The organism is uncultured Eubacterium sp., assembly GCF_937958975.1.
GTDB lineage: Bacteria > Bacillota > Clostridia > Lachnospirales > Lachnospiraceae > Eubacterium_G.
The window spans coordinates 1-23571 of the sequence record NZ_CALGRE010000041.1 but is presented as its reverse complement, the minus strand read 5'-3'; the positions used below and the strand labels follow the sequence as shown (position 1 = coordinate 23571).

20 protein-coding genes and 1 other RNA gene are annotated in these 23571 nt (G+C 35.8%); 1 reads left to right on the top strand and 20 read right to left on the bottom strand.

What is annotated here, in order from left to right; all coding sequences use genetic code 11:
* Positions 1-13: 13 nt before the first annotated feature.
* The 11 genes from Q5O86_RS07070 to Q5O86_RS07020 all read right to left on the bottom strand — a co-directional run bounded on the left by Q5O86_RS07070 (position 14) and on the right by Q5O86_RS07020 (position 10704).
* The gene (locus Q5O86_RS07070; RefSeq protein ID WP_302626438.1) at positions 14-2551 is read right to left on the bottom strand and encodes a lipopolysaccharide assembly protein LapB; all 2538 of its coding nucleotides are present in this window, start codon (positions 2549-2551) and stop codon (positions 14-16) included.
* A gap of 68 nt (positions 2552-2619) precedes the next feature.
* Positions 2620-3216: a recombination mediator RecR gene (gene recR / locus Q5O86_RS07065; protein ID WP_302626437.1), complete on the bottom strand. Its 597-nt coding sequence runs from the start codon at positions 3214-3216 to the stop codon at positions 2620-2622.
* Positions 3217-3249: 33 nt separating this feature from the next.
* Entirely contained in the window at positions 3250-3588 is a 339-nt protein-coding gene (locus Q5O86_RS07060; RefSeq protein ID WP_302626436.1) for a YbaB/EbfC family nucleoid-associated protein, read from the bottom strand.
* Between the two features lies 1 nt (position 3589).
* Complete coding sequence (dnaX, locus tag Q5O86_RS07055; RefSeq protein WP_302626435.1) at positions 3590-5152, bottom strand: DNA polymerase III subunit gamma/tau; 1563 nt, start codon at positions 5150-5152, stop codon at positions 3590-3592.
* A gap of 208 nt (positions 5153-5360) precedes the next feature.
* The gene (locus tag Q5O86_RS07050; protein WP_302626434.1) at positions 5361-5933 is read right to left on the bottom strand and encodes a hypothetical protein; all 573 of its coding nucleotides are present in this window, start codon (positions 5931-5933) and stop codon (positions 5361-5363) included.
* Between the two features lie 15 nt (positions 5934-5948).
* Positions 5949-6287, bottom strand: a complete 339-nt coding sequence (locus tag Q5O86_RS07045; RefSeq protein ID WP_302626433.1) for a hypothetical protein — start codon at positions 6285-6287, stop codon at positions 5949-5951.
* Between the two features lie 437 nt (positions 6288-6724).
* The gene (locus Q5O86_RS07040; protein ID WP_302626432.1) at positions 6725-7144 is read right to left on the bottom strand and encodes an immunoglobulin-like domain-containing protein; all 420 of its coding nucleotides are present in this window, start codon (positions 7142-7144) and stop codon (positions 6725-6727) included.
* 451 nt (positions 7145-7595) lie between these two features.
* Positions 7596-7856: signal recognition particle sRNA large type (gene ffs / locus Q5O86_RS07035), an RNA gene on the bottom strand.
* Between the two features lie 59 nt (positions 7857-7915).
* Positions 7916-8368, bottom strand: a complete 453-nt coding sequence (gene tadA, locus Q5O86_RS07030) for a tRNA adenosine(34) deaminase TadA (protein WP_302626431.1) — start codon at positions 8366-8368, stop codon at positions 7916-7918.
* Between the two features lie 39 nt (positions 8369-8407).
* Positions 8408-8794, bottom strand: a complete 387-nt coding sequence (locus Q5O86_RS07025; RefSeq protein WP_302626430.1) for a hypothetical protein — start codon at positions 8792-8794, stop codon at positions 8408-8410.
* Positions 8795-8928: 134 nt separating this feature from the next.
* On the bottom strand, positions 8929-10704 hold the full coding sequence (locus Q5O86_RS07020) for a glycosyl hydrolase family 18 protein (protein ID WP_302626429.1): 1776 nt from the start codon (positions 10702-10704) through the stop codon (positions 8929-8931).
* A gap of 471 nt (positions 10705-11175) precedes the next feature.
* Here Q5O86_RS07020 and Q5O86_RS07015 point away from each other — a divergent pair, with 471 nt between their 5' ends.
* Positions 11176-11913, top strand: coding sequence for an adaptor protein MecA (locus tag Q5O86_RS07015; RefSeq protein ID WP_302626428.1), 738 nt, complete (start codon positions 11176-11178; stop codon positions 11911-11913).
* 84 nt (positions 11914-11997) lie between these two features.
* Here the strand turns inward: Q5O86_RS07015 and rlmB are convergent, their stop codons facing one another.
* The 9 genes from rlmB to uvrC all read right to left on the bottom strand — a co-directional run.
* On the bottom strand, positions 11998-12768 hold the full coding sequence (gene rlmB / locus Q5O86_RS07010; protein WP_368074753.1) for a 23S rRNA (guanosine(2251)-2'-O)-methyltransferase RlmB: 771 nt from the start codon (positions 12766-12768) through the stop codon (positions 11998-12000).
* A 46-nt stretch (positions 12769-12814) separates the two neighbouring features.
* Complete coding sequence (locus Q5O86_RS07005) at positions 12815-16300, bottom strand: DNA polymerase III subunit alpha (protein ID WP_302626427.1); 3486 nt, start codon at positions 16298-16300, stop codon at positions 12815-12817.
* A gap of 519 nt (positions 16301-16819) precedes the next feature.
* Positions 16820-17074 carry an HPr family phosphocarrier protein gene (locus Q5O86_RS07000; RefSeq protein ID WP_302626426.1) on the bottom strand — a complete coding sequence of 85 codons (255 nt, stop codon included), beginning with the start codon at positions 17072-17074 and terminating at the stop codon, positions 16820-16822.
* Between the two features lie 22 nt (positions 17075-17096).
* Complete coding sequence (gene whiA / locus Q5O86_RS06995; protein WP_302626425.1) at positions 17097-18041, bottom strand: DNA-binding protein WhiA; 945 nt, start codon at positions 18039-18041, stop codon at positions 17097-17099.
* 28 nt (positions 18042-18069) lie between these two features.
* Positions 18070-18930, bottom strand: coding sequence for an RNase adapter RapZ (gene rapZ, locus Q5O86_RS06990; protein ID WP_302626424.1), 861 nt, complete (start codon positions 18928-18930; stop codon positions 18070-18072).
* A 31-nt stretch (positions 18931-18961) separates the two neighbouring features.
* A complete protein-coding gene (gene murB, locus Q5O86_RS06985) occupies positions 18962-19852 on the bottom strand; it encodes a UDP-N-acetylmuramate dehydrogenase (protein ID WP_302626423.1) in 891 nt (296 codons plus the stop codon).
* Between the two features lie 42 nt (positions 19853-19894).
* Positions 19895-20839, bottom strand: coding sequence for an ROK family glucokinase (locus Q5O86_RS06980; RefSeq protein ID WP_302626422.1), 945 nt, complete (start codon positions 20837-20839; stop codon positions 19895-19897).
* A gap of 27 nt (positions 20840-20866) precedes the next feature.
* Complete coding sequence (gene hprK, locus Q5O86_RS06975) at positions 20867-21808, bottom strand: HPr(Ser) kinase/phosphatase (protein WP_302626421.1); 942 nt, start codon at positions 21806-21808, stop codon at positions 20867-20869.
* 85 nt (positions 21809-21893) lie between these two features.
* Positions 21894-23571: excinuclease ABC subunit UvrC (gene uvrC, locus Q5O86_RS06970; protein ID WP_302626420.1), on the bottom strand; the 1678-nt coding region annotated here is incomplete at its 5' end.

Here is a 23571-nt window from a genome sequence, read left to right as displayed (position 1 = left end):
TCTTCCTTTCCTGTTAAACATTAAAATCTGATTCCATCAATATGTCATAACCTTCATCATCCTTCTTTGATGAGAAGATGCCTGTCAATTTTCTTCCCAGACGCCCTGATTTGGCAATTGCTTCATCGACAATAGACTCGACATCATTTCTGCCAATACCTTTGTTCGTGCCAAAGAAATCATCAATCGCCTTATAAAATGCCAGATTTGCCAATTCATCTAAACGATATCCTTTTTGACCTGCATAATTCTTTCCGTATTCAACCCACTCCTTAATATCATATTCTCTAATTCTAACAACATGATTGAACACCTGTGAAACTCGTGGAGATTCTTGTAATATTCTTTCCATTCCATCTGTCTCACCCTCTAATATAATCAACATATCATCTGTAAACATACCTGATACGTCAATAATTTCACTTAAAGTCATGGCTCCCAGTTTTTCAGCATTTTCAATAATTAAATCACTTCCAAGCAGCTTATTTAATGCATTTCGAAAACCTCTTCGATTCAAAGCTTCCGCATTTATTTTTGCCAGTTTTCTGTTTCTCCTGCCTCTCTTACTATTTACCAGTTTAATTATTTCAATCGCAAGCGTTGTCTTTCCTGTCTTTTCATTCCCCATAATGATGATATTCCCCTCTGAGGATTTTCCATTTGGGGTATAGTTTGTAATTAATTCCTGAAGAACATCTTTAATATTAGATTCAAAACCTTCTACATTTAAATAGTTTTTAAAAGTTGTCAATTCTTCGTCTGTCAGCACAATTCTCGGCTCGATATCCAATCCCTCTTCATTTAGGTCTTCTTTTGTATCTGCAAAACTATTTTCCTCTAATTTTTGTTTCAGAGATACAACTTCATGAACAGCAGGTTGTTTTTGCTCCGGTAAATTACTTTCTTTATTTTCTTCTATCGCAACATCCTCTTTTAACTCTTGCTGACTTTCAGTTTTTTCTTCCAGTTTTCCTTCTTCAACAATTCCGGCTCCGGCAATAATCTCAATCTTTGCAGAAGGATTATCCTTTACTTTTAAATTCGAACTTATAACAATATTTTCCCCGACTTCATGATTCACAGCAGATTCAAAAGACAAATCAAACACTGGAACTTCAGAATCTTCTGTTTTATCTTTCTCCTCTGTTATGCCTACAGAAGGCTGCTCCTCATTATCTTTCCTGTCATCCACAAACGTTTTTGGAATCTCAAACCTCTGTGTGACATTTATCTCTTCATCTAAAGAAATTTCTTCCTTTAACTCAACCGGTGTCTCATTGATTTCCTCATTTGTTTCATCTTTCAAACTTTTCTCTTCGTCACTAATTTCTGCAACAGACTCCGGTTCTTCATTTTCTTTTTCTTTTAATGTCTCATTTATCTTTGTACCATGTTCCGGCTCTTCTTTCCCCCCACTTGCTTCATCTATAATATTTACCGCCTGCTCTACAGTCTCTGCTTTTAATATTCCCCGTGACTGCAATTGTCTCAAAATATCGGCAACTCCGCCAATATCATTTATTTTCTCTGCAAATTCTTCTTCTTTCTCATTTTCCAACTGTTCCGGTAAGATTTCAACCTCTTCTTCCTCTATCACTTCTAACGGAACCTCCGTTTCAATCACCTCTTGCTCCTCACTCTCGTCCGGCTGGAAAATAATTTCTTCCATTTCACCGGCATTGTTTCCAAAAATCTTCGTTTCACCAAAGTTTTCGTCTGCTTTTTCTGTCGGCTTTTCATCTATTTTCTCTAATTCTTCTGCGACATCTTCGTTTTCCTCAAATATTTCTTTCATCCCATCCGCTACTACTGCCTGAATATCCTCGTCAGCAATCTGTGGTTCAATTTTCACTTCCGGAATATCCTGAATCATATCAAGATTTACTTCAAACGGAGTTCTCTTTTTTTCTTTTTTACCTTCTTTTTCCGCTTTTACTTTTCTTTTATTTTCATCGTATTTTTCCTGCTGTACAGGAGTAAGAGGACTATATTTCTTCTTTAAATCCATTGCTCTAAATACATATTTTCCCTCAGAAAACCACAGACTAATCTCATCACAAATATCGACACACTTTTCTTTATCTTCTACTTCATCGTAGAGTTTAGCCAACTCATATGCCCATTTTTCTTCCATATCGAGATTCACATATTCTTCCAGAATAGTAATCAATTCTTCTATAGGTTTTCCCTGTGCTTTTGCCATTCTATATTTCAGAACATATCTAGATGTATCTCTCGGCGCCATCTCAATAAAATCCTCATAATAATCCCTTGCAAGCGCAAACTCCTTTGTCTTAATTGACAAAAGACAGAGTTTATACGCAATATGACGTCCGGTATTTGTATTCTCATATGCAGCCAAAAGAACCTTCTTCGCCGAATCATAATCATGATTCACTTCGTACGCATCTGCCATAAGACATAAAAAATTATTATCTTTAATTTTTTTTAAATCTAACGCCTCTGCAATTTCCACAGCCTTGTCAAAATCCTTATCGTGCATCGCTCTTTTTAATTCTTCAATTTTTAGCTTCTGCTCATTTTTATCCATTTATATTCCTCTTAATAATTCAACAACCTATTTATATTTCTAAATTCCCAATTGTACTTTTTTCACTGTTATACCGTAACTCTTCCCTGCAATGCTCTCAGCAGGGTTACGTTATCGATACATTCTAAATCCCCACCTACCGGAACTCCACTGGCAATCCTAGTGACCTTAATACCAAGAGGTTTCACAACCTTGCTAATATACATCGCCGTTGCTTCACCCTCCACGCTGGAATTTGTCGCAATAATTACCTCGTCCACATCCTCCTTTAATCTCTCAAACAACTCCTTCAGACGAATATCATTCTGACCGATTCCTGCCATCGGGTTAATAGCTCCATGAAGTACATGGTATACACCATTGTATTCACCAACTTTTTCATATGCCGCCATATCTTTTGTCGTCTCAACAACCATAATCGTTTTATGGTCGCGCTGACTGCTGCTGCAAATAGGACATTCCTCCTGATCTGTAAGTGTACAGCACGTCTTACAATATTTTACATTTTCTTTTGCATTCATCATTGCATCCGCAATATCCTGCACCTGTTCCTTTGGCATATCCAATATATGAAACGCCAGTCTTCCCGCTGTCTTTGCACCAACTCCGGGAAGAGATGACAATTCTTCAATTAACTTTGTAATATATCCACTGTAATAATCCAACGTCCTACCCTCTCTTAATCAAGATAAAACCTTTTAGAACAGTCCTCCCATTCCTCCGGTAATTTTAGACATCTTCTGTGTTGACATTTCTTCCATTTTTCGAATTGCCTCATTAACTGCCGCCATGACAAGGTCTTCTAACATTTCAATGTCATCCGGGTCAACAACTTCCGGGTCTAATTTTATTTTTGTTATTTCTTTTGTGCCGGCGATTGTCACTTCGACCGCTCCGCCGCCTGCTGTAGCAGTATATTCCGATGCCTCAAGCTCTGCCTGTGCTTCCTCCATCTGCTTCTGCATCTTCTGTGCCTGCTTCATTATATTGTTCATATTACCAGGCATACCTCCTGGAAATCCACCTCTCTTTGCCATTTTAAAAATCCTCCTGTACTACTTCCATATTTATTTTTTTAAGGACAACTTCCTGAAAATAATCTCCAAAATTCTGATTCCCCTCAAGCATTGTCATCTCAACTTTTACCTGTTTATTTATCTCTTCGCTAATGATGTTATTCAGCATTTCTATAATTTCAGGCTTATTACACCTCTCATAGCTGATATCACCGGCATTAAAGACCATAAGCAAAGTATCATTGCCCTTAACGCTAAATCTCGCATTATCCAAAAATGTTTTGTATGGGCTTGATATATGTCTTTTTACTGTTCCCCAGTTATCTACTACATATTGAATATCCGCCGGTACCGGTTTATCAAATACCTTCTTCGGCTTTTCAGATACTGCCTCCTCCTTCTTGGCAACCGTCCCTTTTGCAATAATGGCTCCACTCTCAATTTTTTTCTCAAGAATAGAGATTCTATTCATTAACGAGCCGGAATCGTTTTCCATTGCCGGTTTATTTAATTTAATCAGGGCTATCTCAATCAAAACTCTCTTTTGTGATGAATATTTTATCTGTCCAGCCAATTCAGAGAAGACTCTGATGTATCGCATAATAACATCTGTCTCAACCATCATGGCTTCCTGTTTTAATGCTACAATCCGTTCTGCCGAAGCATCAATTACATCCATTGCTCCATCAGAAGTTTTTATCAACATTAAATTTCTTAAGTACCATATAAAGTCATTAACAAACTGCCCCAGCTCTCTTCCCTGCATTACCATCTCATCTAATATGTGAATACAGGAAACAACATCTCCATCTATTACACTTCTTGTCAATCTGCTGAACACTTCATTGTCTACCGCACCCAGCACTTCGAGAACATTTTCGTATGTCAATTTCTGCCCCAAATAAAATGCAATACACTGGTCTAAAAGACTTAACGCATCACGCATAGAACCATCGGCTGCCTTCGCCACATATCTTATGGCTTTTTCTTCTACCTCAATACCTTCTTTATCCATTAATTCTGAGAGTCTCGCAGCAATTGTATCAATTGTGATTCTCTTAAAATCGTACCGCTGACATCTGGACAATATGGTTATCGGTATTTTATGAGGCTCCGTTGTCGCTAAAATAAACAATACATAGGACGGCGGCTCTTCCAGCGTCTTCAGTAATGCATTAAAAGCGCCAATGGACAACATATGCACCTCATCAATAATATATACGGTATATTTTCCATTCGCGGGTGAATATTGAATTTCATCTCTAATCTGACGGATATTATCGACACCGTTATTAGATGCTGCATCAATTTCTACTACATTCATAGCTCCGCCTGAGTTTATAGCCCGGCATGTATCACATTCATTGCAGGGGCTTCCGTCAACGGGGTGTTCACAATTAACCGCCTTTGCAAATATCTTTGCCACACTGGTTTTACCTGTACCGCGCGTTCCGCAAAAAAGATAAGCATGTCCTATTCTGTTTGCATTAATCTGATTTTTTAACGTCTGTACAATGTGGTCCTGACCTTTTACCTGTTCAAAAGTCGAAGGTCTGAACTTTCTATATAATGCTGTATAAGACATGACCTCTCCTTTCATTCACTGAAAACACAATAAAAAGCACAATTCTAAACGTTTTTATGCTCATTTGGGCGCACTTCACCCTTTTGCACCTTTGGATTTATTATAAACAAAAAAAGTTTTCCACGCAAGGTGTTGGAAAACTTTTCTAATTTTTTCTATATTTATATCAAAACACAACATTTATTTCATCGTCTTGTTTATGCAGTAACTATTTTAATCCTCCATTGCTTGTCGGAACATAATAACCTACATATTTCATCCAAACACCTCCAATTTTATGGGTGTTTTTACCTTTTTTCCCTGAATAAATTAAAATTCTTCTCAACCTACCTGTAGAACAAGCATTAACAATAACCCAAGAAAGCCCTTTACTTGATTTAGAACTAGCCAACTGTCTACCTAAATAATTATTTTGAATATCCATCTTAGTATCATCGTTCTGTTCATCAAAATTATATCCTGTTCCTAACCCTTCATGGGCTAAGCCCGCTCTCCATGCAAAATCTTTATCAATTTTTTTGGTCATAAGAGCCGACCAATATGCATGACGATATGCATCACCATTACCTAGCCAACGAACACATTCTTTGTACTTTTTTTTAGTTGATTCCAAAGCATCATTAGCACACTCTTTCGCTTTTAAAGCTTTCATCGGATGGGCTGTATATAACTTAATTTCTTCTGTAGTTAATGATTCTGCCTGTACACTACATACACAACACATACTTATAATAGATGATACAATTAAGCAGATTATATATGAAGTTGTTTTTGTTTTCATTCGTCTTCCCCCTTATTATTCTTCACTCTCGTGAAACGCTTTCTCTTGCTCCTTTATATTTTTTTCTTTCTGTTTATTATTAACCTTACTATATATTTTTTTACAAATTTGTTCATACTCTTCCTGACTTATTTTTCCTGCCTCTATATCATTCATCGCCTGAATCAATTCATTATTTAATTCTACATATTCATTTTCTTGCTCACATGTAATTGTTTCATTAGGCACAATTTCTTGTTGATAAATTTCTTTTAATTCTTTGGAGTTGTTTGCTGAAATTTTAGTGGCAATTCCCGCTATAGTAAATCCAGCCACTAAAACAATAAGACTTGCTAAAACTATTTTTTTCTTCACTCCATTTCCCCCCTTTAAAAATAATATTAATGTATATATTAACATGATTATTTGAATATGTCAAATATACATCGTAAAACCATATATACAAATATGATATATTATTTATGTCAATTATCTCATTATTATCTGATTCCGTCTCTATTTGGGGTATTTTCTTCATTTTATCTCACTGACTTAATCCATATTTTCCTATTACTACTATTGAATGCCTACTAGAATTCACATAATTAATCGGACTTTCATCACAATATATGCAAGTTCCATGTGTCACAAACATTCTGTTTCTCCTTGTAACTGTTCTGTATGATAAATGATACACTCCCCAGATTATAATATCTCACATTAAGATAGTAAAAACCCATCAACTCACCATACACTCCCGATGAATAGCACACCTCATTATAGAGATACCTTTTACCATTTTACTGCTAAACTTACTTAATTCTAAATCTTACAGTCTTAACATATTTTAGTTTATATTTTCCTTTAGACAGATTATGACCTAAAAACCTTTTCCATTTCACTTTCTCTATACTCTTACTTTTTTTCCACACTATCTTAGCAGTAAGAGTCCTAATAACATCTTTTTTCCATTTTACTTTTTTCCATTTATTATTAACACGTTTTTTTAAAATGAAATCTTCAGTAAAAGTAAAATCTTTACGCCCACTATTTATAAACCTAAGTTTAATTTGCTTTTTCGATACAGATTTTATCTCTACTTTTATATTCTTTTTATTCGTTGTTAACGAAACATCATCTGCCTTTCCGTAGACATATTTAATAGCGCTATTCGTAAATACCAAACCACTAAATAAACAGATGATTAATACTATACTTAAAACTTTTTTCATTTCCTTCTTTGATAACATATTATATAATGTGTTATACTCTCCTTTTTTCTCTTTTGGCTTCTTCCTTAGAAACTTTTATATACAAAAAAACTTGCCCTGAAAAATCTACTATATATCATCATTTTTAATATATGACAGATTTTCCGGTCAAGTTATAAAGTTCTTTGTGATAATTATAGTTAAATCTATCATACCATTTCCCCTTTTATACATTTTACCAGTTAATATATAAAAATACAATCTTTTCCACGTTTAGTATTTCCCCATTTTGAATTTGTCCCGACTTTACATTGACAATGAACCTTGTGTATCTGGATGTCACTCCTACTCATCTCAACCGCAGACCTCGCCTTATTTGTATAAAAAGAAAAAGATTCGCATATTTGTGTTTGCACAAAAATATGCGAATCTTTTTCTTTTTATACATGACTCATTGTCATTGTTTATTAATCCGTGCGGTTTGCTTTGTGAATATCCCATAAGCGTTACCTCTACAGTTAACTCGGTCTAGGCGCCCTCATGTCACACGAAGCGGTCTGCTTAGTGCTGCTTCATTCCTGACCTGACACGGTTCACAGGACTCCGTTGCATAAGACCCAGACGTCAACATCACTTATAAAGGGCTGCCCTACAAGATAAACCCGAGGCAAACCATCACCCCTGCTATAGCGGATTGCAGGTACAGGGCGCCGCTACCTCCCCGGCTACACGGAAGTGTTATAACATATTTATTTGTCAGAAATAAAGTATACCCCAACGGCTTTTTCTTTGTCAACCATGATTTCTAAGTTTTTTAAAAAAGTCTTTTAACAGAGCGCTGCATTCTTCCTCTAAAATCCCCTTTTCAATTTCTACCTGATGATTAAATTTATCAACCTGCAAAAGATTCATAATGGAGCCTGCACATCCCGCCTTTGGATTCATGCACCCTATGTATACTTTCTTAATTCTTGCCTGAACAATAGCCCCCGCACACATTTGGCACGGTTCGGTTGTCACATACATCTCACAATCATCCAAACGCCAGTCATCCAGTTTTTTACTCGCTTTTTTTATTGCATTTAATTCTGCATGACTCAGAGTATTCTTGTCAGCCATTCGCCGGTTGTACCCTCTTCCAATAATTTTATCCTTATAGACAATAACACATCCAATAGGTACTTCTCCTATATCCCATGCTTTTTTTGCCTGTTTTATTGCCTCTTTCATATATTTTTCTTTCATCTTTTTGCTCTTCTTCAACCTTAATTTTTATATATTTACTCAAACATACTGAACCCTGTATTTTGCCTGTCTTTCTTCTTCCGCGTCAGCCCTAAATTCACATCCTGCATATTCATTGCTAAATATGTATATTCCGGCAATTTCCTCCATCGAAAACCCATTCTCCTCCAATTCTGTTTTATTAACAGTCACACTGTATCTGCAATTCTCCACCAGAGGATTTACTGTTCCGATTTTATATCCTTTTTTACTTCCATATCTATATAAATAAATATTTATATATTCTGCCAGATAACCATTTGGGATTTTCAATGTCAGATTAAATTTACATTTATCCTCTTTCACTTTACATTCTACAAATCCAACATTTCTAACTTTTCTTCCGTTTACATAATAATAAATATACAATAACTTTCTATTACTCAATCTTGCCTCCTAATGAACTCTACAAACATAGTTTCATGTCTATTTAGCCCATAAATTCAAGGTTGAAAGATTATCTTTCAACCTCGCTAACTCCTTCTCTGAATTATATGAGACAATATAACAATTTATTACTATTATTTAAAATATTTTGAAATAGTCTTCCAAATGCTATCCTTTTCCTGTCCCAGCGCCCAATAAGCCGCACCACCCAATTTATATTTATTCATCAGTTCCAGTCTTGCAGCAACAGATGTTTCATCCTCTAACCATATCATATAAGTGGAGCTTCCTTTTGCATAAGTTACAAAATTCTGACCTGTTGTCTCATCGTAAGCAGGTTTAACGCCGGCATCTTTGTATTCATTTTCTGCTTTTGCCATACCTACCGCAGAACTCGAAAGATAATAATTTCCATTGACAGCATCCTCTATCAATTTCCCGGAACCGTCATCTTCCTCAGTCTCACTTTTCATTTCCCATATTCTTGTATAAAAAGGCATGCCGTTTATAATCCTTTCGGCGTCTCCGGTTTCCTCAATCGTATCTTTAATAGACTTTTCTGCATAGGATAAGGACGATACGGAACCTGCCTCATCACTGCCTACTGTATGCTCATCATAGTTCATTATAATAATATAATCAGCTATTTTTAACTGCTGTTTTCTGTCGTAATATTTGCTCCACTCTGCCGGTGCATAATTATCAATAGAAAGCACTTTTTTCGCCTTTCTGCACTCAATCGATAATTCTCTCAAAAACTGAAGATAATCATCTGCTATTTCTTCTGTAATATACTCAAAATCAATGTTTACTCCATCTAACTCATAACTGTTTAAATAGTACATAATGTTATTCACTAATTTTTTTCTCAACGCTGTAGAGGTTAACACTTTCTTTGTCAACTTTTTGTCTGCAAAATCATTTACCAGCGCCCAAACCTGCATCCCCTTTTTATGTGCATTCTCTACATAATTAAAATCTGCAAGTGTAGATAAATTGCCGTTTTTGTCTGCCAATGAGAACCATGTCGGCGAAATAACATTGATTCCCTTTGTATTGGCCACTAATTCATCCAGATTGTTATTTGCAGTCTGATTATATATCTGATTCCACGCAAGGCTTACCTTTGTATCTAAAGTTACATGTGTATAAGTGTCATCATCATTTTTAAAATTTATTTCTTCCTTACTCTCACCATCTAATTTTTTTACAGGTACATATCCGATATAACCATTTTCTGTCCTTACTTTATTCCAGTTTTTGCTCGTCTCAATTACTGTTACTTTCGTATCTTCCGGAATTTCAGTAACAATCAAATTTTGATAATCACCCTTTGTCCTCATTTCTATATCGTCATTAGTTGACATAATATTTCTCTCGCCACTTCGATAACGAATACTCAGTAACGCCGGTTTGTCATCCTCAGCCTTACTCAACTTATAGTCAATATCGATAAACTTTTTAACCAACTGTATATTAATATAACACTGCTTGTTATCCTTAATACATGTCGTATATTCAATATTATCATCATTTACAACATTTTCATTTAAAGGCATTTCATAAATCGTTGTAGCATTTGTAAATAAAAGCTTTTCACTCTTAGCGTCAAAATAAAATCTATCATCTATATTATCTTTTATTGTGTCAATATTAACAAACACATCTACATCCTTCATAATCGCAAATTTGTCACTATACTTATCCTCTAATGCCACAGCAACAACTCTATCACCACTTTTGACTGTATATTCAACGTCCTCGCCATTTTCATTTTCATATGTGAGTCCCATATACCACTTCAAATCTACTTTACCGTCATTCGTTTTCTTAAAGAAATCACATCCGGTTGTAAAAAAAGCAGCAGCGACTAAAATCGTTAAAGTCAAAATTCTTATGTTTTTTCTCACTTAGTCTTCCTCCTAAACATACTAATATTAGTATCATAACACAAAAAAAAGACTCCTGCACCATCAAAATAATGGTACAGAAGTCCACACTCATGGGGAAACCATAATAAATATATGAATTTCGTGATATATTGAAATCCAGTTATTGTAATGCTCATGTTTCCCGCATTATTCTTTTTTCCCAAACAAATTATAACATATTGTTTTTATTTCATCAACAATTAATAATATATTATTTATTGTATCCCACATAAACAGAATATCTTTTCATAAAAAAATTATGTAAACCAGCGTACTTATACTTTTTAAAATTATGTAATATTTTGTACATTTTTTCCGTATATATATTATACTTGTAAGATATTACTAACTTAAAAACTTTACACTTTGAAATTTATTGGATATACTAATATAAGAAATAGCTTTTAAGCTATTACTATAACGAATCTATTTGAATGAGAGGTGATTTTTATGAAAATTGAAAAAATCAATGAAAATCAGATTCGCTGTACCTTAACCAAAGAAGACCTTGAAGACCGTGATATAAAAATAAGCGAATTAGCTTATGGAACCGGTAAGACAAGGGAACTTTTTCAGGATATGATGCGTCAGGCTAATGACGACTTTGGATTTGAAGTAAATGATATTCCATTAATGGTCGAAGCGATTCCTGTCTCTCCCGAAAGTATTATTTTAGTTATTACTAAAGTAGATAATCCGGAGGACACGGAAGAACATCTTTCTAAATTTTTCTCAAAAGAAATGAAAGATGAAATAAAAGAAAAATTTAAAGACAGTATCCTTTCACATTTTGATGACTCTGAACTTGAAATTGAAGACTTTGAGAATATCAACGAACAATTTAAAGAGAATGACAAGACTTCAAACTCTGATGCCGGTCAACAGGAAGACTCTTTATTATATAGTATTTATGCATTTAACAATTTAAATGACATTATTTCTGTAGCAAGAATGATTGCCCCATTCTACAAAGGTGACAGTTCAATTTATAAATCTCCATTTGATAATAAATATTATCTTTCCCTTTGTATGGAGATTGAAGAAGAGAAAAACCTGAACCGAATTTGTGGTATTTTAACCGAAAACGGAATAAGGGAAACACCTACCTATGTAAAAGAGTTGTTTTTTATGGAACATTATGACGAAATCATAGCCGATAAGGCAATTGAAAAATTAGGTACACTATAATAAGTGAACTCAAAAATAAACCAATATACATATATTGGTTTATTTTACAATACAGAGCAGGCATATAAAAAGCCCTGCTCTGTTTCATTCTCTTTTTATTTCATACATTAATATGGCTGTCGCAACTGCAGCATTTAGTGACTCAACTTTCCCTTCCATTGGAATTTTAATTAATCTATCCGCTTTTTGAGAAATCTCCTGACTCAATCCCCTTGCTTCATTTCCAATCAACAAGGCACAATCCTGCTCAAATATTCCTTTATTATACTCTTTTCCTTTTAAATGTGCGGCATATGTGGTAATTCCGCAAGCTTTCAATTTGTCTACTGCATCCGGAAGGTTATCCGTAACAGCAAAGGGAACCCTAAAAATCGACCCCATTGTTGAACGTATCACTTTAGGATTGTAAATATCCGCACTATCATTACTTAAAATAATACCGGAAATACCTGCTCCCTCTCCGGTTCTAACAATCGTTCCAAGATTTCCCGGGTCTTGCAGCCTATCAAGAACAACAATACAGCTTTTGTTCTTTTTTCGATTATTAATAATATAATCTACCGTATAGTTTTTTTGTCTGACTACCGCCAATATTCCCTGTGGTGTCACAGTATCAGAAATTTTCTTAAAAACATTATCACTAACAACCTTATAATCTATATTTTTTAAAATATTTTTATTTTGTTTTTGAAAACTTTCCGAGACATACACATCTGCCAAGTCTTTCTTTGGTACTTCCGAAAACATTTTAATGCCTTCTACCGTAAATAATTTATTGGTCTTTCTTACCTTGGATTTCTCTTTTAAAGCGATAATACTCTTTATCTGCTCATTGGCCGCTGATGTAATTATCATTTATGTTATAACCTTTCCTTTACATTATGTAAACTATTTCTAATTATTATTGACGAAGTTTAACATAATCCTTTCCATAAACTTCTTTTAATCGTTCCACAAAAGCCTGTGTCGCATCCACTCTATATTGAACCGGCATGACTTTACTCTGTCTCTCTTTTGCAAGAGCAATCATTACTTTGTCGTTACCTTTATTCTCAGACAAAATTTGCAGTAATTGCGGCTCTCCTGCAATATAAGCGTCTTTATCCGGGAATGCAATCCAAAGTTCTGAAAAAACCTGTGAAAATTCTGTTATCTCATTTGCGACAACTTTTCCTGCCGCATTCTCTTCCACATTCGCCTCACCTTTTACAAAAATCTTTTTGCCCTCAACAATCTGCTCCCTGTATCTGTTAAACTGTCTTGGAAAAACGACAACTTCCACTGTTCCCACAAGGTCTTCCAGTGTCAAAAATGCCATCTGGTCCCCTTTTCGCGTAAATTTTCTTGTAATAGCCGTAACAATTCCACCTACTTTAACCTGGCTTTTATCTCTTACTTTTGGCACTTCTCCCTCTTCCGGAATACCAAAATCAATCGTCATATTTGTAATGACACGTCTCCATTTTTCTTCCATATCCTGCAACGGATGTCCACTGGCATATATTCCAATAACCTCTTTTTCAAATTCTAATTTCTGGTCACTGTCATACTCTCCCACATCAGGCATCTGTACTTTATAAGTCTGCTTATCTTCTTCATCTGCAAAATCAAACAACGAAATCTGTCCCGCCATTGCATCTTTCTTTTCCTGATTTACACTATCAATAATTTGAATATAAACCATCATCATCTGTTTTCTCGTTGCTCCAAAAGAATCAAAAGCTCCCGCTTTGATAAAATTTTCTATTGCCCGTTTATTTACCCCAAGAGAAGCAGTTCTCGTAATAAAATCCTCCAAATCCTTATATTGACCATGACTTTCACGCTCTGAAACGATATTGTCTATAATAGCCTTGCCTACATTTTTTATGGCAGTAAGACCATACCTTATACTATCTCCTTTTGCCGAGAAACCACTTTCACCCTCATTGATATCGGGTGGAAGAATTTTTATTCCCATGGAACGACAGGAATAAACATATTCTGCGATTTTACTTGTCATATCCATAACAGATGAAAGCATTGCAGCCATAAATTCAGCTGTATAATAATATTTCAAATATGCAGTCTGATATGTTACAACCGCATAAGCCGCAGCATGAGACTTGTTAAATGCATACTGTGCAAAATCCGTCATCTCATCATAAATCTTATTGGCAACCTGTTCACCAATTCCATTATGAATGCAGCCCTTAATTCCCTCTGACTCGTCACCATATACAAAGATTCGACGCTCTTTTGCCATTACATCTGCTTTTTTCTTAGACATTGCACGCCTTAGAAGGTCGCTTCTTCCGAGTGTAAAACCTGCCAAGTCGCGAACTATCTGCATTACCTGTTCCTGATAAACAATACATCCATAAGTTGGTTCGAGAATGTGTTCTAACTGCGGACAGTCATAAGTAACACTGTCGGCATTATTTTTTCCTTCCACATACTTTGGAATAAAATCCATTGGTCCCGGTCTGTAAAGAGAAATTCCCGCAATGATATCTTCAAGGCTTTGAGGTTTTAATTCCTTCATAAAGCTTTTCATTCCGGCGCTTTCTAACTGGAAAATCCCCTCCGTATTTCCGGTTCCGATATACTCCAACACTTTACTGTCTGAATAATCTATTTTATTTAAATCAATATCTTTACCTCTGTTCTTCTGTATAAATCTCAGAGTGTTCTGTATTACCGTCAGGTTTCTAAGACCCAAAAAGTCCATTTTGAGCAAACCTAACTCCTCAAGAGTTGTCATAATATACTGTGTGGTAATAGAACCGTCAGATGCTTTTGATAACGGAACATACTCGTCAACCGGCTTACCACATATAACAACACCTGCTGCATGCATAGAGGCATGTCTCGGCAAACCTTCCAGTCTCCTTGACATATCAATAAGATATTTGACTTCCTCGTCACTATCATACAAGTCTTTTAATTCCCTGTTTTGTCTCAATGCAATATCCAATGTCATATGTAAATCATTTGGTATCATCTTAGCAATGGAATCCGCCTGTGCATATGGCATGTCCAAAACTCTTGCCACATCACGGATAACTCCCTTTGCCTTCAAAGTACCAAAGGTAACAATCTGAGCCACATGGTCTTTTCCGTATTTTCTTCCCACATAATCTATAACTTCCTGTCTTCTCTCAATACAAAAATCCACGTCAATATCGGGCATAGACACACGCTCCGGATTCAAAAACCGCTCAAAAATAAGATTATATCTCATAGGCTCAATATCAGTAATTTCCAGACAGTAGGACACAAGGCTTCCCGCTGCGGAACCTCTTCCCGGTCCCACTGCAATTCCGTTCGATTTGGCATAATGGATAAAATCCCAAACAATCAGAAAATACTCTATATATCCCATATTTTTTATTGTATTTAATTCATAATCTAATCTCTCTTCTAATTCCCCGGCACTCAGTTTACAATATTCATCTTTCTCCCCACGAAAAACAGGATATCTATTATGTAAACCATTCACACACAATTCTTTCAGATATGTCCAAGGTGTATATCCATCAGGAACAGCATAATTTGGCAATTTTGTGACACCAAATTCAAACGTAACATTACACCTCTTTGCAATTTTTTCAGTATTGCTCAATGCCTCAGGAGCATATTTAAACAATTCCGCCATCTCTTGTGGAGATTTTAAATAGAACTGTCCGCCCTCATATCTCATTCTGTCTTCATCAGCTTTTTTCTTACCTGTCTGTATACATAACAATATATCATGGGCTTCCACATCATCAGCGTATGTATAATGAACATCATTTGTGCAGACGCAATCTAATTCTAATTCCCTGCTCAATCTTAAAAGCTGTTGATTCACAGTTTTCTGCTCCGGAATACCATGGTCCTGTAACTCTAAAAAATAATTTTCTTTTCCAAAAATATTTATATGCCTGATAGCTGCCTCTCGTCCTGCCTCATAATCTCCTCTGGCAAGGTATCTCTGAACTTCTCCGGCTAAGCAGGCACTCAATGCAATAATACCTTCATGAAATTGTTCAAGAACTTCATAATCTACTCTAGGCTTATAATAAAAACCGTCTACAAAACCCTTAGATACAATTTTGCATAAATTGGCATACCCCTTATTATTCTCTGCAAGCAAAATAAGATGATAATATCTATCATCACCTGCATTTGCCTCCTTATCAAACCTGGAACCGGGTGCAACATAAACCTCACATCCAATAATTGGCTTAATATCATTTGCCAGAGCTGCACGATAAAAATCAATTACCCCATACATTACTCCATGGTCAGTAATTGCAAGGCTATCCATCCCCAGTTCTTTCGCTCTTTTTGTTATCTCTTTAATTTTGCTGGAACCATCTAACAGACTATATTCTGTATGTACATGTAAATGTGTAAAACTCATATGAACCTACTTTCTTATAATATCTTAGTATAACACATTTATAAAATATTTGGTAAATAATCACCGGAAACGGCATTGACTGCATACAAAAACCCAGGTCATAAAAGACCCGGGGTTTTAAAAAATTATATAGAGAAAAACATTCAAAGATAGTTAATACGCTAATTTTTTATACTCATTTTAAGCACTTTCCAGCGCCGAGTTCTCTGTGAATAAGATTTCACGTTGTGGCATCCCCCCTTAACAGAAAATTCTTATTCTCTCCGTTCAAAGCTGCTACTCTTCCTTTTTGTCCTTGCTTTGTTAATATGATTATGTAATTTTTTCACTACTATTTCAAGTATTCATTTTTTTATCTATTCATTGATTTTTTAGTTTTACACCACAAAATACTATTTTCTTCTTAATTTTTCATTATACTTTTACAAGCACCTGAAGCGGTGTCGGCCACATACAAAAAAGAAAGGATAATCTCAACATCATCCTTTCTTCTTTTAAACACCTAAATCTGTTTCTCTACTATTTATTTCCTAAATATTTTTCAATACTTTCTATTGCCTGGACTTCATCTCCACCCTCAGCAGAAACCTTTACCGTCTGCCCTGGAACAATACCAAGTGCCATCATCCCCATAATACTTTTTGCATTCACTTTTTTGGTTTCATATTCAACGTAAATCTTGCTCTCAAACTGGCTGGCTACCTGTACACACTTTGCTACCGGACTCGTCTCAGTCCCCTGCTTGATTTCAATTGTAATGTCCTTTGTTGTCATTGTAATACTTCCTTTCCCGGGGTTATCCCCTTAAATCATCCGCAATTTGGCAAATTTTTCTTAAACGATGGTTAACCCCCGATTTTCCTAAAGGCGGCTCTAACATTTGCCCCAATTCCTGCAACGAAGCATCAGGATTATCAATCCTGACAATGGCGATATCCTGTAACTTTTCAGGCAGATAGGATAATCCTTTCTTTTCGATTATCATCTTAATATCTTCTATCTGTCTAAAAGATGTGGAAACAGTTTTCTTAATATTTGCAATTTCACAATTATTTTGTCGGTTGTAATAATTACTCATATCTTTCAAAATACGAATATTTTCCATTTCCATCAAGGCGACATGCGCTTCCATCACATTTAAGACGTCAACTATGCCTTCGCCTTCCTTGATATATACCACAAAATTACCTTTTCTTGCAACTGTTTTTGCATCAATCGCAAAACTTTTGAGTAAATTTATTATTTGCTCCGACTTTTTATCACTATTGCATTTTATTTCAAAATGATAAGATTTCTGTGGATTAGTTATGGACCCTGCCGCCATAAAAGCACCTCTGATAAATGCTCTTTTACAACAATCTTTCATTATTACAACGTTATTCGTTATAGAAAAATTTTCCTCAATATCTCCATTTTCATTTATTAATTTTGTTGCCTGTAAAACCTTTTTTGCTTTCTCATTATCCTTTATGCTTATAGTATATGTCTGCTGGTTTTTTGAATATGCATTGTTCCTGCAAACAATTTCTGTCTCAAAACGAAAAGTTTTCCATAAAAGTTTTTTTAACTTCTCGGCGGTCGCTCTTGTCTCTGTGCGAAACCTGACAGAATAATTATTATTTTCATCAATCGAAACACTTCCACACATAGATAATATAGCAGCAATCTCAGCTATTTTACAGTGCATCGCACTACTTATATGTATGGATAACTCATCTTTAACTTTCCCGGAAAAACTCATATTATTTCACTTTCTTCCAACCCAAACGTCATCTCAAAATATCCCTGTGGGAGATTCTAATTCCATAGACAGCATCACTATTGTTCAGCTGCTGATATAGTTCTTTTGCCACTGTAACCGACCTGTGATGTCCACCTGTACAGCCAATTCCAATTACCAGCTGATTTTTCCCTTCGTCAATATAATTTGGAATCAAAAACTTTATCATATCTGTAAGCTTAATTAAAAATTCCTGTGACACAGATGAATTTAATACAAAATCCTGAACTTCTTTCTGCTCTCCTGTCTTATGTTTTAACTCCGGAATATAATACGGATTTGGCAAAAACCTTACATCAAAAACCAAATCACAATCTGCCGGTACGCCAAACTTAAACCCAAATGACATGATTGTGACAAACAGGTTTCTATAATCCTGATTCATCACAAAAATTTTTTCAATTTCTGCTCTTAAATCTCTGACGAGAAGTTTACTCGTATCTATAATGAAATCAGCCTGATTTCTTAAAAAATCCAGTTTTCTGCGCTCTGCATTGATTTCATTCTCCACACTATCAGCATCCCCCATTGGATGGCTGCGTCTTGTTTCCTTAAATCGTTGAATCAATGTACTATTCATGCAATCTAAGAACAAAATTTCATAACCCTGTTCTTTTTTTCTCATACTTTCCAGGATTCTGTTCACCTTATCCAGATTGTCACCACTTCTTATATCTACGCCAATCGCAACTTTATTTTTTTCACTGGTCTGACTAAATAATAAATCAGCAAAGTTTTCTATTAAATCAATCGGCAGATTATCTACACAATAATATCCGTTATCTTCAAATATCTTCAGAGCGGTTATCTTTCCTGCTCCCGACATTCCTGTAACAATCACAAACCGCATTACACGTCTCCTCTACACTGCTGCCAGCAATTTACACTATTTTCACTTCCGGTTCCAATTTTACATCGAATTTTTCTTTTACTATTCTCTGCACATCTTTAATAAGCGTCAGGATATCCGTGGCTGTAGCATTTTCATAATTAATGACAAAACCACAGTGCTTTTCAGAAACCATTGCACCTCCAACACGATATCCTCTTAATCCTGCATCTTCAATCAATTTTCCTGCAAAATACCCCTCTGGTCTTTTAAATGTACTCCCTGCACTAGGATACTCCAACGGCTGTTTTGCCTTACGTTTCTGCATAAGCATTTGCATAATCATACTAATCTCGCCTGAGCTTCCCATAAATAAGGAAATGCACATCTGCAAAACAATCATTCCCTCTTTTGCAACCCTGCTCGTTCGGTATCCAAACTCTAATTCCGAGGCATCTATTTTTCTAATATTACCATCCCGGTCAAGAACTTTAACCCACTTGATAACATCCTTCATTTCTCCACCATAAGCGCCTGCATTCATTATCACGGCTCCACCTACATTTCCCGGTATTCCATGAGCAAATTCAAAACCGCCAAGGTCGTTCTCCATCGCTGCCATAGCCACCATAGACAACTTTGCGCCTGCATCTGCGACTATATCCTCGCCAATAACATCAATAGACGAAATTCTTGAGTTTACTTCAATAATTACTCCCTGATATCCCTCATCTCTGACTAAAATATTACTTCCATTTCCAATAACCATATATGGATATTCGTTTTGTCTGCATATTTGAATTACATCCACAAGCTCGCTGATAGAACCCGGTTCAACATAAAACTCAGCTTTTCCTCCACATCTGAAAGTACAGTGACCCGCCATAGATTCATTTGCCTTTATATAGTTTTCTCCTACAATTGCTTTTAATTTTTCAAACAAATCAAAATACCTCTTTCTTTTTCATTCCAACAATATTGATTTTTACTGCTTTACCACCAACGCTGCTGCTCCATACATTCCCGCATCATTTCCCAATTCCGCCAAATGCACAGCGGCATCACCACATGCAGAAAAGCAGGTTTCTCTATATGTATCTTTAATGGCGTCAATAAGAAACTGACCGGCCTTACTGACACCTCCACCAATAATAAATGCCTGTGGATTGATTGTAACCGCAACATGAGACATTGCTTTTCCAAGATAGTCTCCCATCTTCTCTGTTACCTTGACAGCTCCCCTGTCTCCATCCTTCGCCAAATCAAAAACATCTTTTGCTGTGATATTATCCCCAAAATCTCTCATCTTTGTGTTATCGTCATTTTCTGCCATATATCTTTTTGCCAATCTAACCACACCGGTCGCTGACGCATACTGTTCCAGACAACCATGTCTTCCACAATTACACTGTTCCGGCTCTCCATCCTGCATATGCATATGTCCGATTTCACCGGCGCCACCATTATATCCCGTAAGAATATTTCCATTGATAACAACTCCTCCACCTACGCCGGTACCAAGAGTAATCATTACAATATCATCATAGTCCTTTCCGCCGCCTTTCCAGGCTTCACCTAAGGCTGCAACATTTGCATCATTTCCCGCCTTCACTTTTATGCCGTGAAACATTTCAGAAAGCTTTTTCTCCACATTAAATGTTCCCCATCCTAAATTAACACACTGTAATACTGTTCCATCCGAAAGAACAGGGCCCGGAAGTCCGATTCCAATTCCCAAAATTTCATCTAATCCTATTTTCTCTTTTATCAATTTCGCTTCCAATGCTTCGCAAATATCTGCCAAAACATTTTCCCCAAAATTTTCTGTCCTTGTCTTGACTTCCCACTTATCAAGCAACTCCCCATTTATCTTAAAAAAGCCAATCTTAATCGTAGTTCCTCCTACATCAACTCCAAAACAATATTTCATCCTTCTATATAAACCTCCTATAGTATTTTACTCTTGCTCAAAGCCTTTCATCATATTTTTTTGCACACGGTTATATAATTCCTGTGCAGCATTGTAACCCATTCTCTTTTGTCTGTGATTTACCGCCGCCGATTCTACAATAACCGCAAGATTTCGACCCGGTCTGATAGGAATTGAATGACAGACTACTTTGTTCCCAAGAAATTCAATATAATTGTCATCAAGTCCCATTCTGTCATATTCCTTTTCTCTGTCCCACTCTTCTAATTTTATTACCATATCAATATTCGCAGTATCAAGAATACTTTCCACACCAAACAGCGCCTTTACATCTATAATCCCAATTCCCCGCAACTCAATAAAATGTTTTGTGATTTCCGGAGATGTGCCGATTAACGTTTCGTCGCTGACACGTCGTATTTCAACAACATCATCGGTAACAAGACGGTGTCCTCTCTTTATCAATTCAAGGGCAGCCTCGCTTTTTCCAATTCCGCTCTCTCCCATAATTAATACACCTTCGCCATAAACATCTACCAAAACACCATGTCTTGTAATGCAAGGCGCCAATTCCACATTCAACCATCTGGATAACTCTGCATTAAACCTTGATGTAGCAATATCTGTAGATAAAATAGGCACACCATTTTTTTCTCCTATTTCAATCATATCTTTATCCGGCTTATTGCCTCTACAAAGAATCAGACAAGGGATTCCACTGCTCATAAGTTTCTCATAAACCCACTGTCTGTTCTTTCTTACCATATTGTTTAAAAATGCACATTCAACATTTCCGATAATCTGTACACGTTCTTTGTCAAAATGTTCAAAAAATCCTGCCAGCTGCAATGCCGGTCTGTTCACTTCGGGAATTGTAATCATGATTTTATCTGTATCAATCCCTGGCGTATGATTTGTAAGACTATAATTTTCTACAATCTTTGTAAATTTGATGCTGATATCTGACATATCTTCTCCTTCCCATCACTTTTATTTCGATGCTCTCTTCTGTCTGATATAATATCATTTGCACTTTTCTTTGTATACATTAAATTTATGTCTTATGAAAAAATTCATATACCTTCTTTGCTACGTTCTCATTCATAGACGGTGCTGCTGCCAATTCCTCCACTGTAGCTTGTTTTATATTTTCAATGGTTTTGAACTGTTTCATCAACGCTTTTCTTCTGGCCGGTCCTACTCCGGATATATCGTCCAAAATAGAATGAACCTGCCCTTTATTTCTCAAACTTCTATGATACTCTATAGCAAACCTGTGCGTTTCGTCCTGTATTCTCGTAATCAGCTTGAATCCTTCCGAATGTGTATCTATTGGTATTTCTATATTATTAAAATACAATCCTCTTGTCCTGTGATTATCATCTTTCACCATTCCACAAACCGGAATATCAATACCAAGATTATCGAGTACACGAAGCGCCACATTTACCTGGCCTTTTCCACCATCCATCATAAGTATATCCGGAAACTTGCTAAAACTTCCAAGTTTATAATCACTATCTTCCATATCCAGTCTTTTGCGCTCCTCCAGTCCATGTTGAAAACGTCTCGTCAAAACCTCTTCCATACTGGCATAATCATCCGGTCCCGTCACAGATTTAATTTTAAACTTTCTATAATTATTGCGTTTTGGTTTTCCATCCTCATAAACAATCATAGATGCCACTGATTCATATCCATTTGTATTGGATATATCAAAAGATTCCATCCTGTGGATATTACTAATCCCAATTAATTCCTCAATTTCCCGAACTGCACCTATTGTACGTTTCTGCTCTCTTCTATATTTTTCTTTGTTCTGTTCTAATAAATTTCTGGCATTTTTTGCCGCTAACTCAACTAATTTTTCTTTATCTCCCTTTTTAGGATGTATAATTTTTACGGTATAATTCTGGTTTCTGCTCAATAATTCACTTAAAAGTTCCGGTTCCTCCACTTCTTCCTGAACCAATAACTGATGCGGAATAAATGGTGTTCCCACATAGTATTGCTTAATAAAACTCGTCAGAATATCCTTTCCCGTATCACCCACAGCTGTAGTGAGATAAAAATGCTCCCTTCCGATAAGTTTTCCATTTCTCACAAAAAATACCTGTACCACAGCGTCATTTCCTTCTTCTGCATACGCAATAATATCTCTGTTTTCGAATTGGTGAGATGTAATTTTTTGGTTTCCGACAACATGATTGATACTGTTAATTAAATCCCTGCATTCCATTGCCCTCTCAAAATCTAACTCCGCAGAAGCTTTCTGCATTTTTTCTTCCAACTCTTTTATGGTATCTTTATAGTTTCCCTCTAAAAATTTAATTGCTTTATTTATATTTTCTCGATAGTTCTCTTTTGTTATGTAACCCTGGCATGCTCCTTCACACTGCCCGATATGATAATACAGACAAGGTCTGCCGTTTATTTTCGGAGTTTCTTTCTCTTTATTTTCTATAATGTTTATTTCAGAAAAATCTAAAATTGACTTATTGCAATTTCTGATTTTGTACATTTTTTGAAGCAGCTCTATCGTATCTCTGACAGCTCCTCCACTGGTAAATGGTCCAAAATATTTATTATTATCTTTTTTCATTCTTCTGGCAAGAACAATTCTAGGATAGTCCTCACTGACAGTTACCATCACATACGGATAAGTCTTGTCATCCATCAACATGGTATTATATTTAGGTCTATACTCTTTGATTAAATTGCACTCTAAAATA

What these genes read in the sequence shown, in the direction of transcription:
- Q5O86_RS07000 (WP_302626426.1), bottom strand. Translation starts at nt 17,074, where the DNA reads ATGACAACAAAGGACATTACAATTGAAATCAAGCAGGGGACTGAGACG.
- Q5O86_RS07015 (WP_302626428.1), top strand. Translation starts at nt 11,176, where the DNA reads ATGAAAATTGAAAAAATCAATGAAAATCAGATTCGCTGTACCTTAACC.
- Q5O86_RS07060 (WP_302626436.1), bottom strand. Translation starts at nt 3,588, where the DNA reads ATGGCAAAGAGAGGTGGATTTCCAGGAGGTATGCCTGGTAATATGAAC.
- Q5O86_RS07070 (WP_302626438.1), bottom strand. Translation starts at nt 2,551, where the DNA reads ATGGATAAAAATGAGCAGAAGCTAAAAATTGAAGAATTAAAAAGAGCG.
- dnaX (WP_302626435.1), bottom strand. Translation starts at nt 5,152, where the DNA reads ATGTCTTATACAGCATTATATAGAAAGTTCAGACCTTCGACTTTTGAA.
- whiA (WP_302626425.1), bottom strand. Translation starts at nt 18,041, where the DNA reads ATGAGTTTTTCCGGGAAAGTTAAAGATGAGTTATCCATACATATAAGT.
- rlmB (WP_368074753.1), bottom strand. Translation starts at nt 12,768, where the DNA reads ATGATAATTACATCAGCGGCCAATGAGCAGATAAAGAGTATTATCGCT.
- Q5O86_RS07050 (WP_302626434.1), bottom strand. Translation starts at nt 5,933, where the DNA reads ATGAAAACAAAAACAACTTCATATATAATCTGCTTAATTGTATCATCT.
- hprK (WP_302626421.1), bottom strand. Translation starts at nt 21,808, where the DNA reads ATGTCAGATATCAGCATCAAATTTACAAAGATTGTAGAAAATTATAGT.
- tadA (WP_302626431.1), bottom strand. Translation starts at nt 8,368, where the DNA reads ATGAAAGAAAAATATATGAAAGAGGCAATAAAACAGGCAAAAAAAGCA.
- rapZ (WP_302626424.1), bottom strand. Translation starts at nt 18,930, where the DNA reads ATGCGGTTTGTGATTGTTACAGGAATGTCGGGAGCAGGAAAGATAACC.
- Q5O86_RS07040 (WP_302626432.1), bottom strand. Translation starts at nt 7,144, where the DNA reads ATGAAAAAAGTTTTAAGTATAGTATTAATCATCTGTTTATTTAGTGGT.
- Q5O86_RS07005 (WP_302626427.1), bottom strand. Translation starts at nt 16,300, where the DNA reads ATGAGTTTTACACATTTACATGTACATACAGAATATAGTCTGTTAGAT.
- Q5O86_RS06980 (WP_302626422.1), bottom strand. Translation starts at nt 20,839, where the DNA reads ATGAAATATTGTTTTGGAGTTGATGTAGGAGGAACTACGATTAAGATT.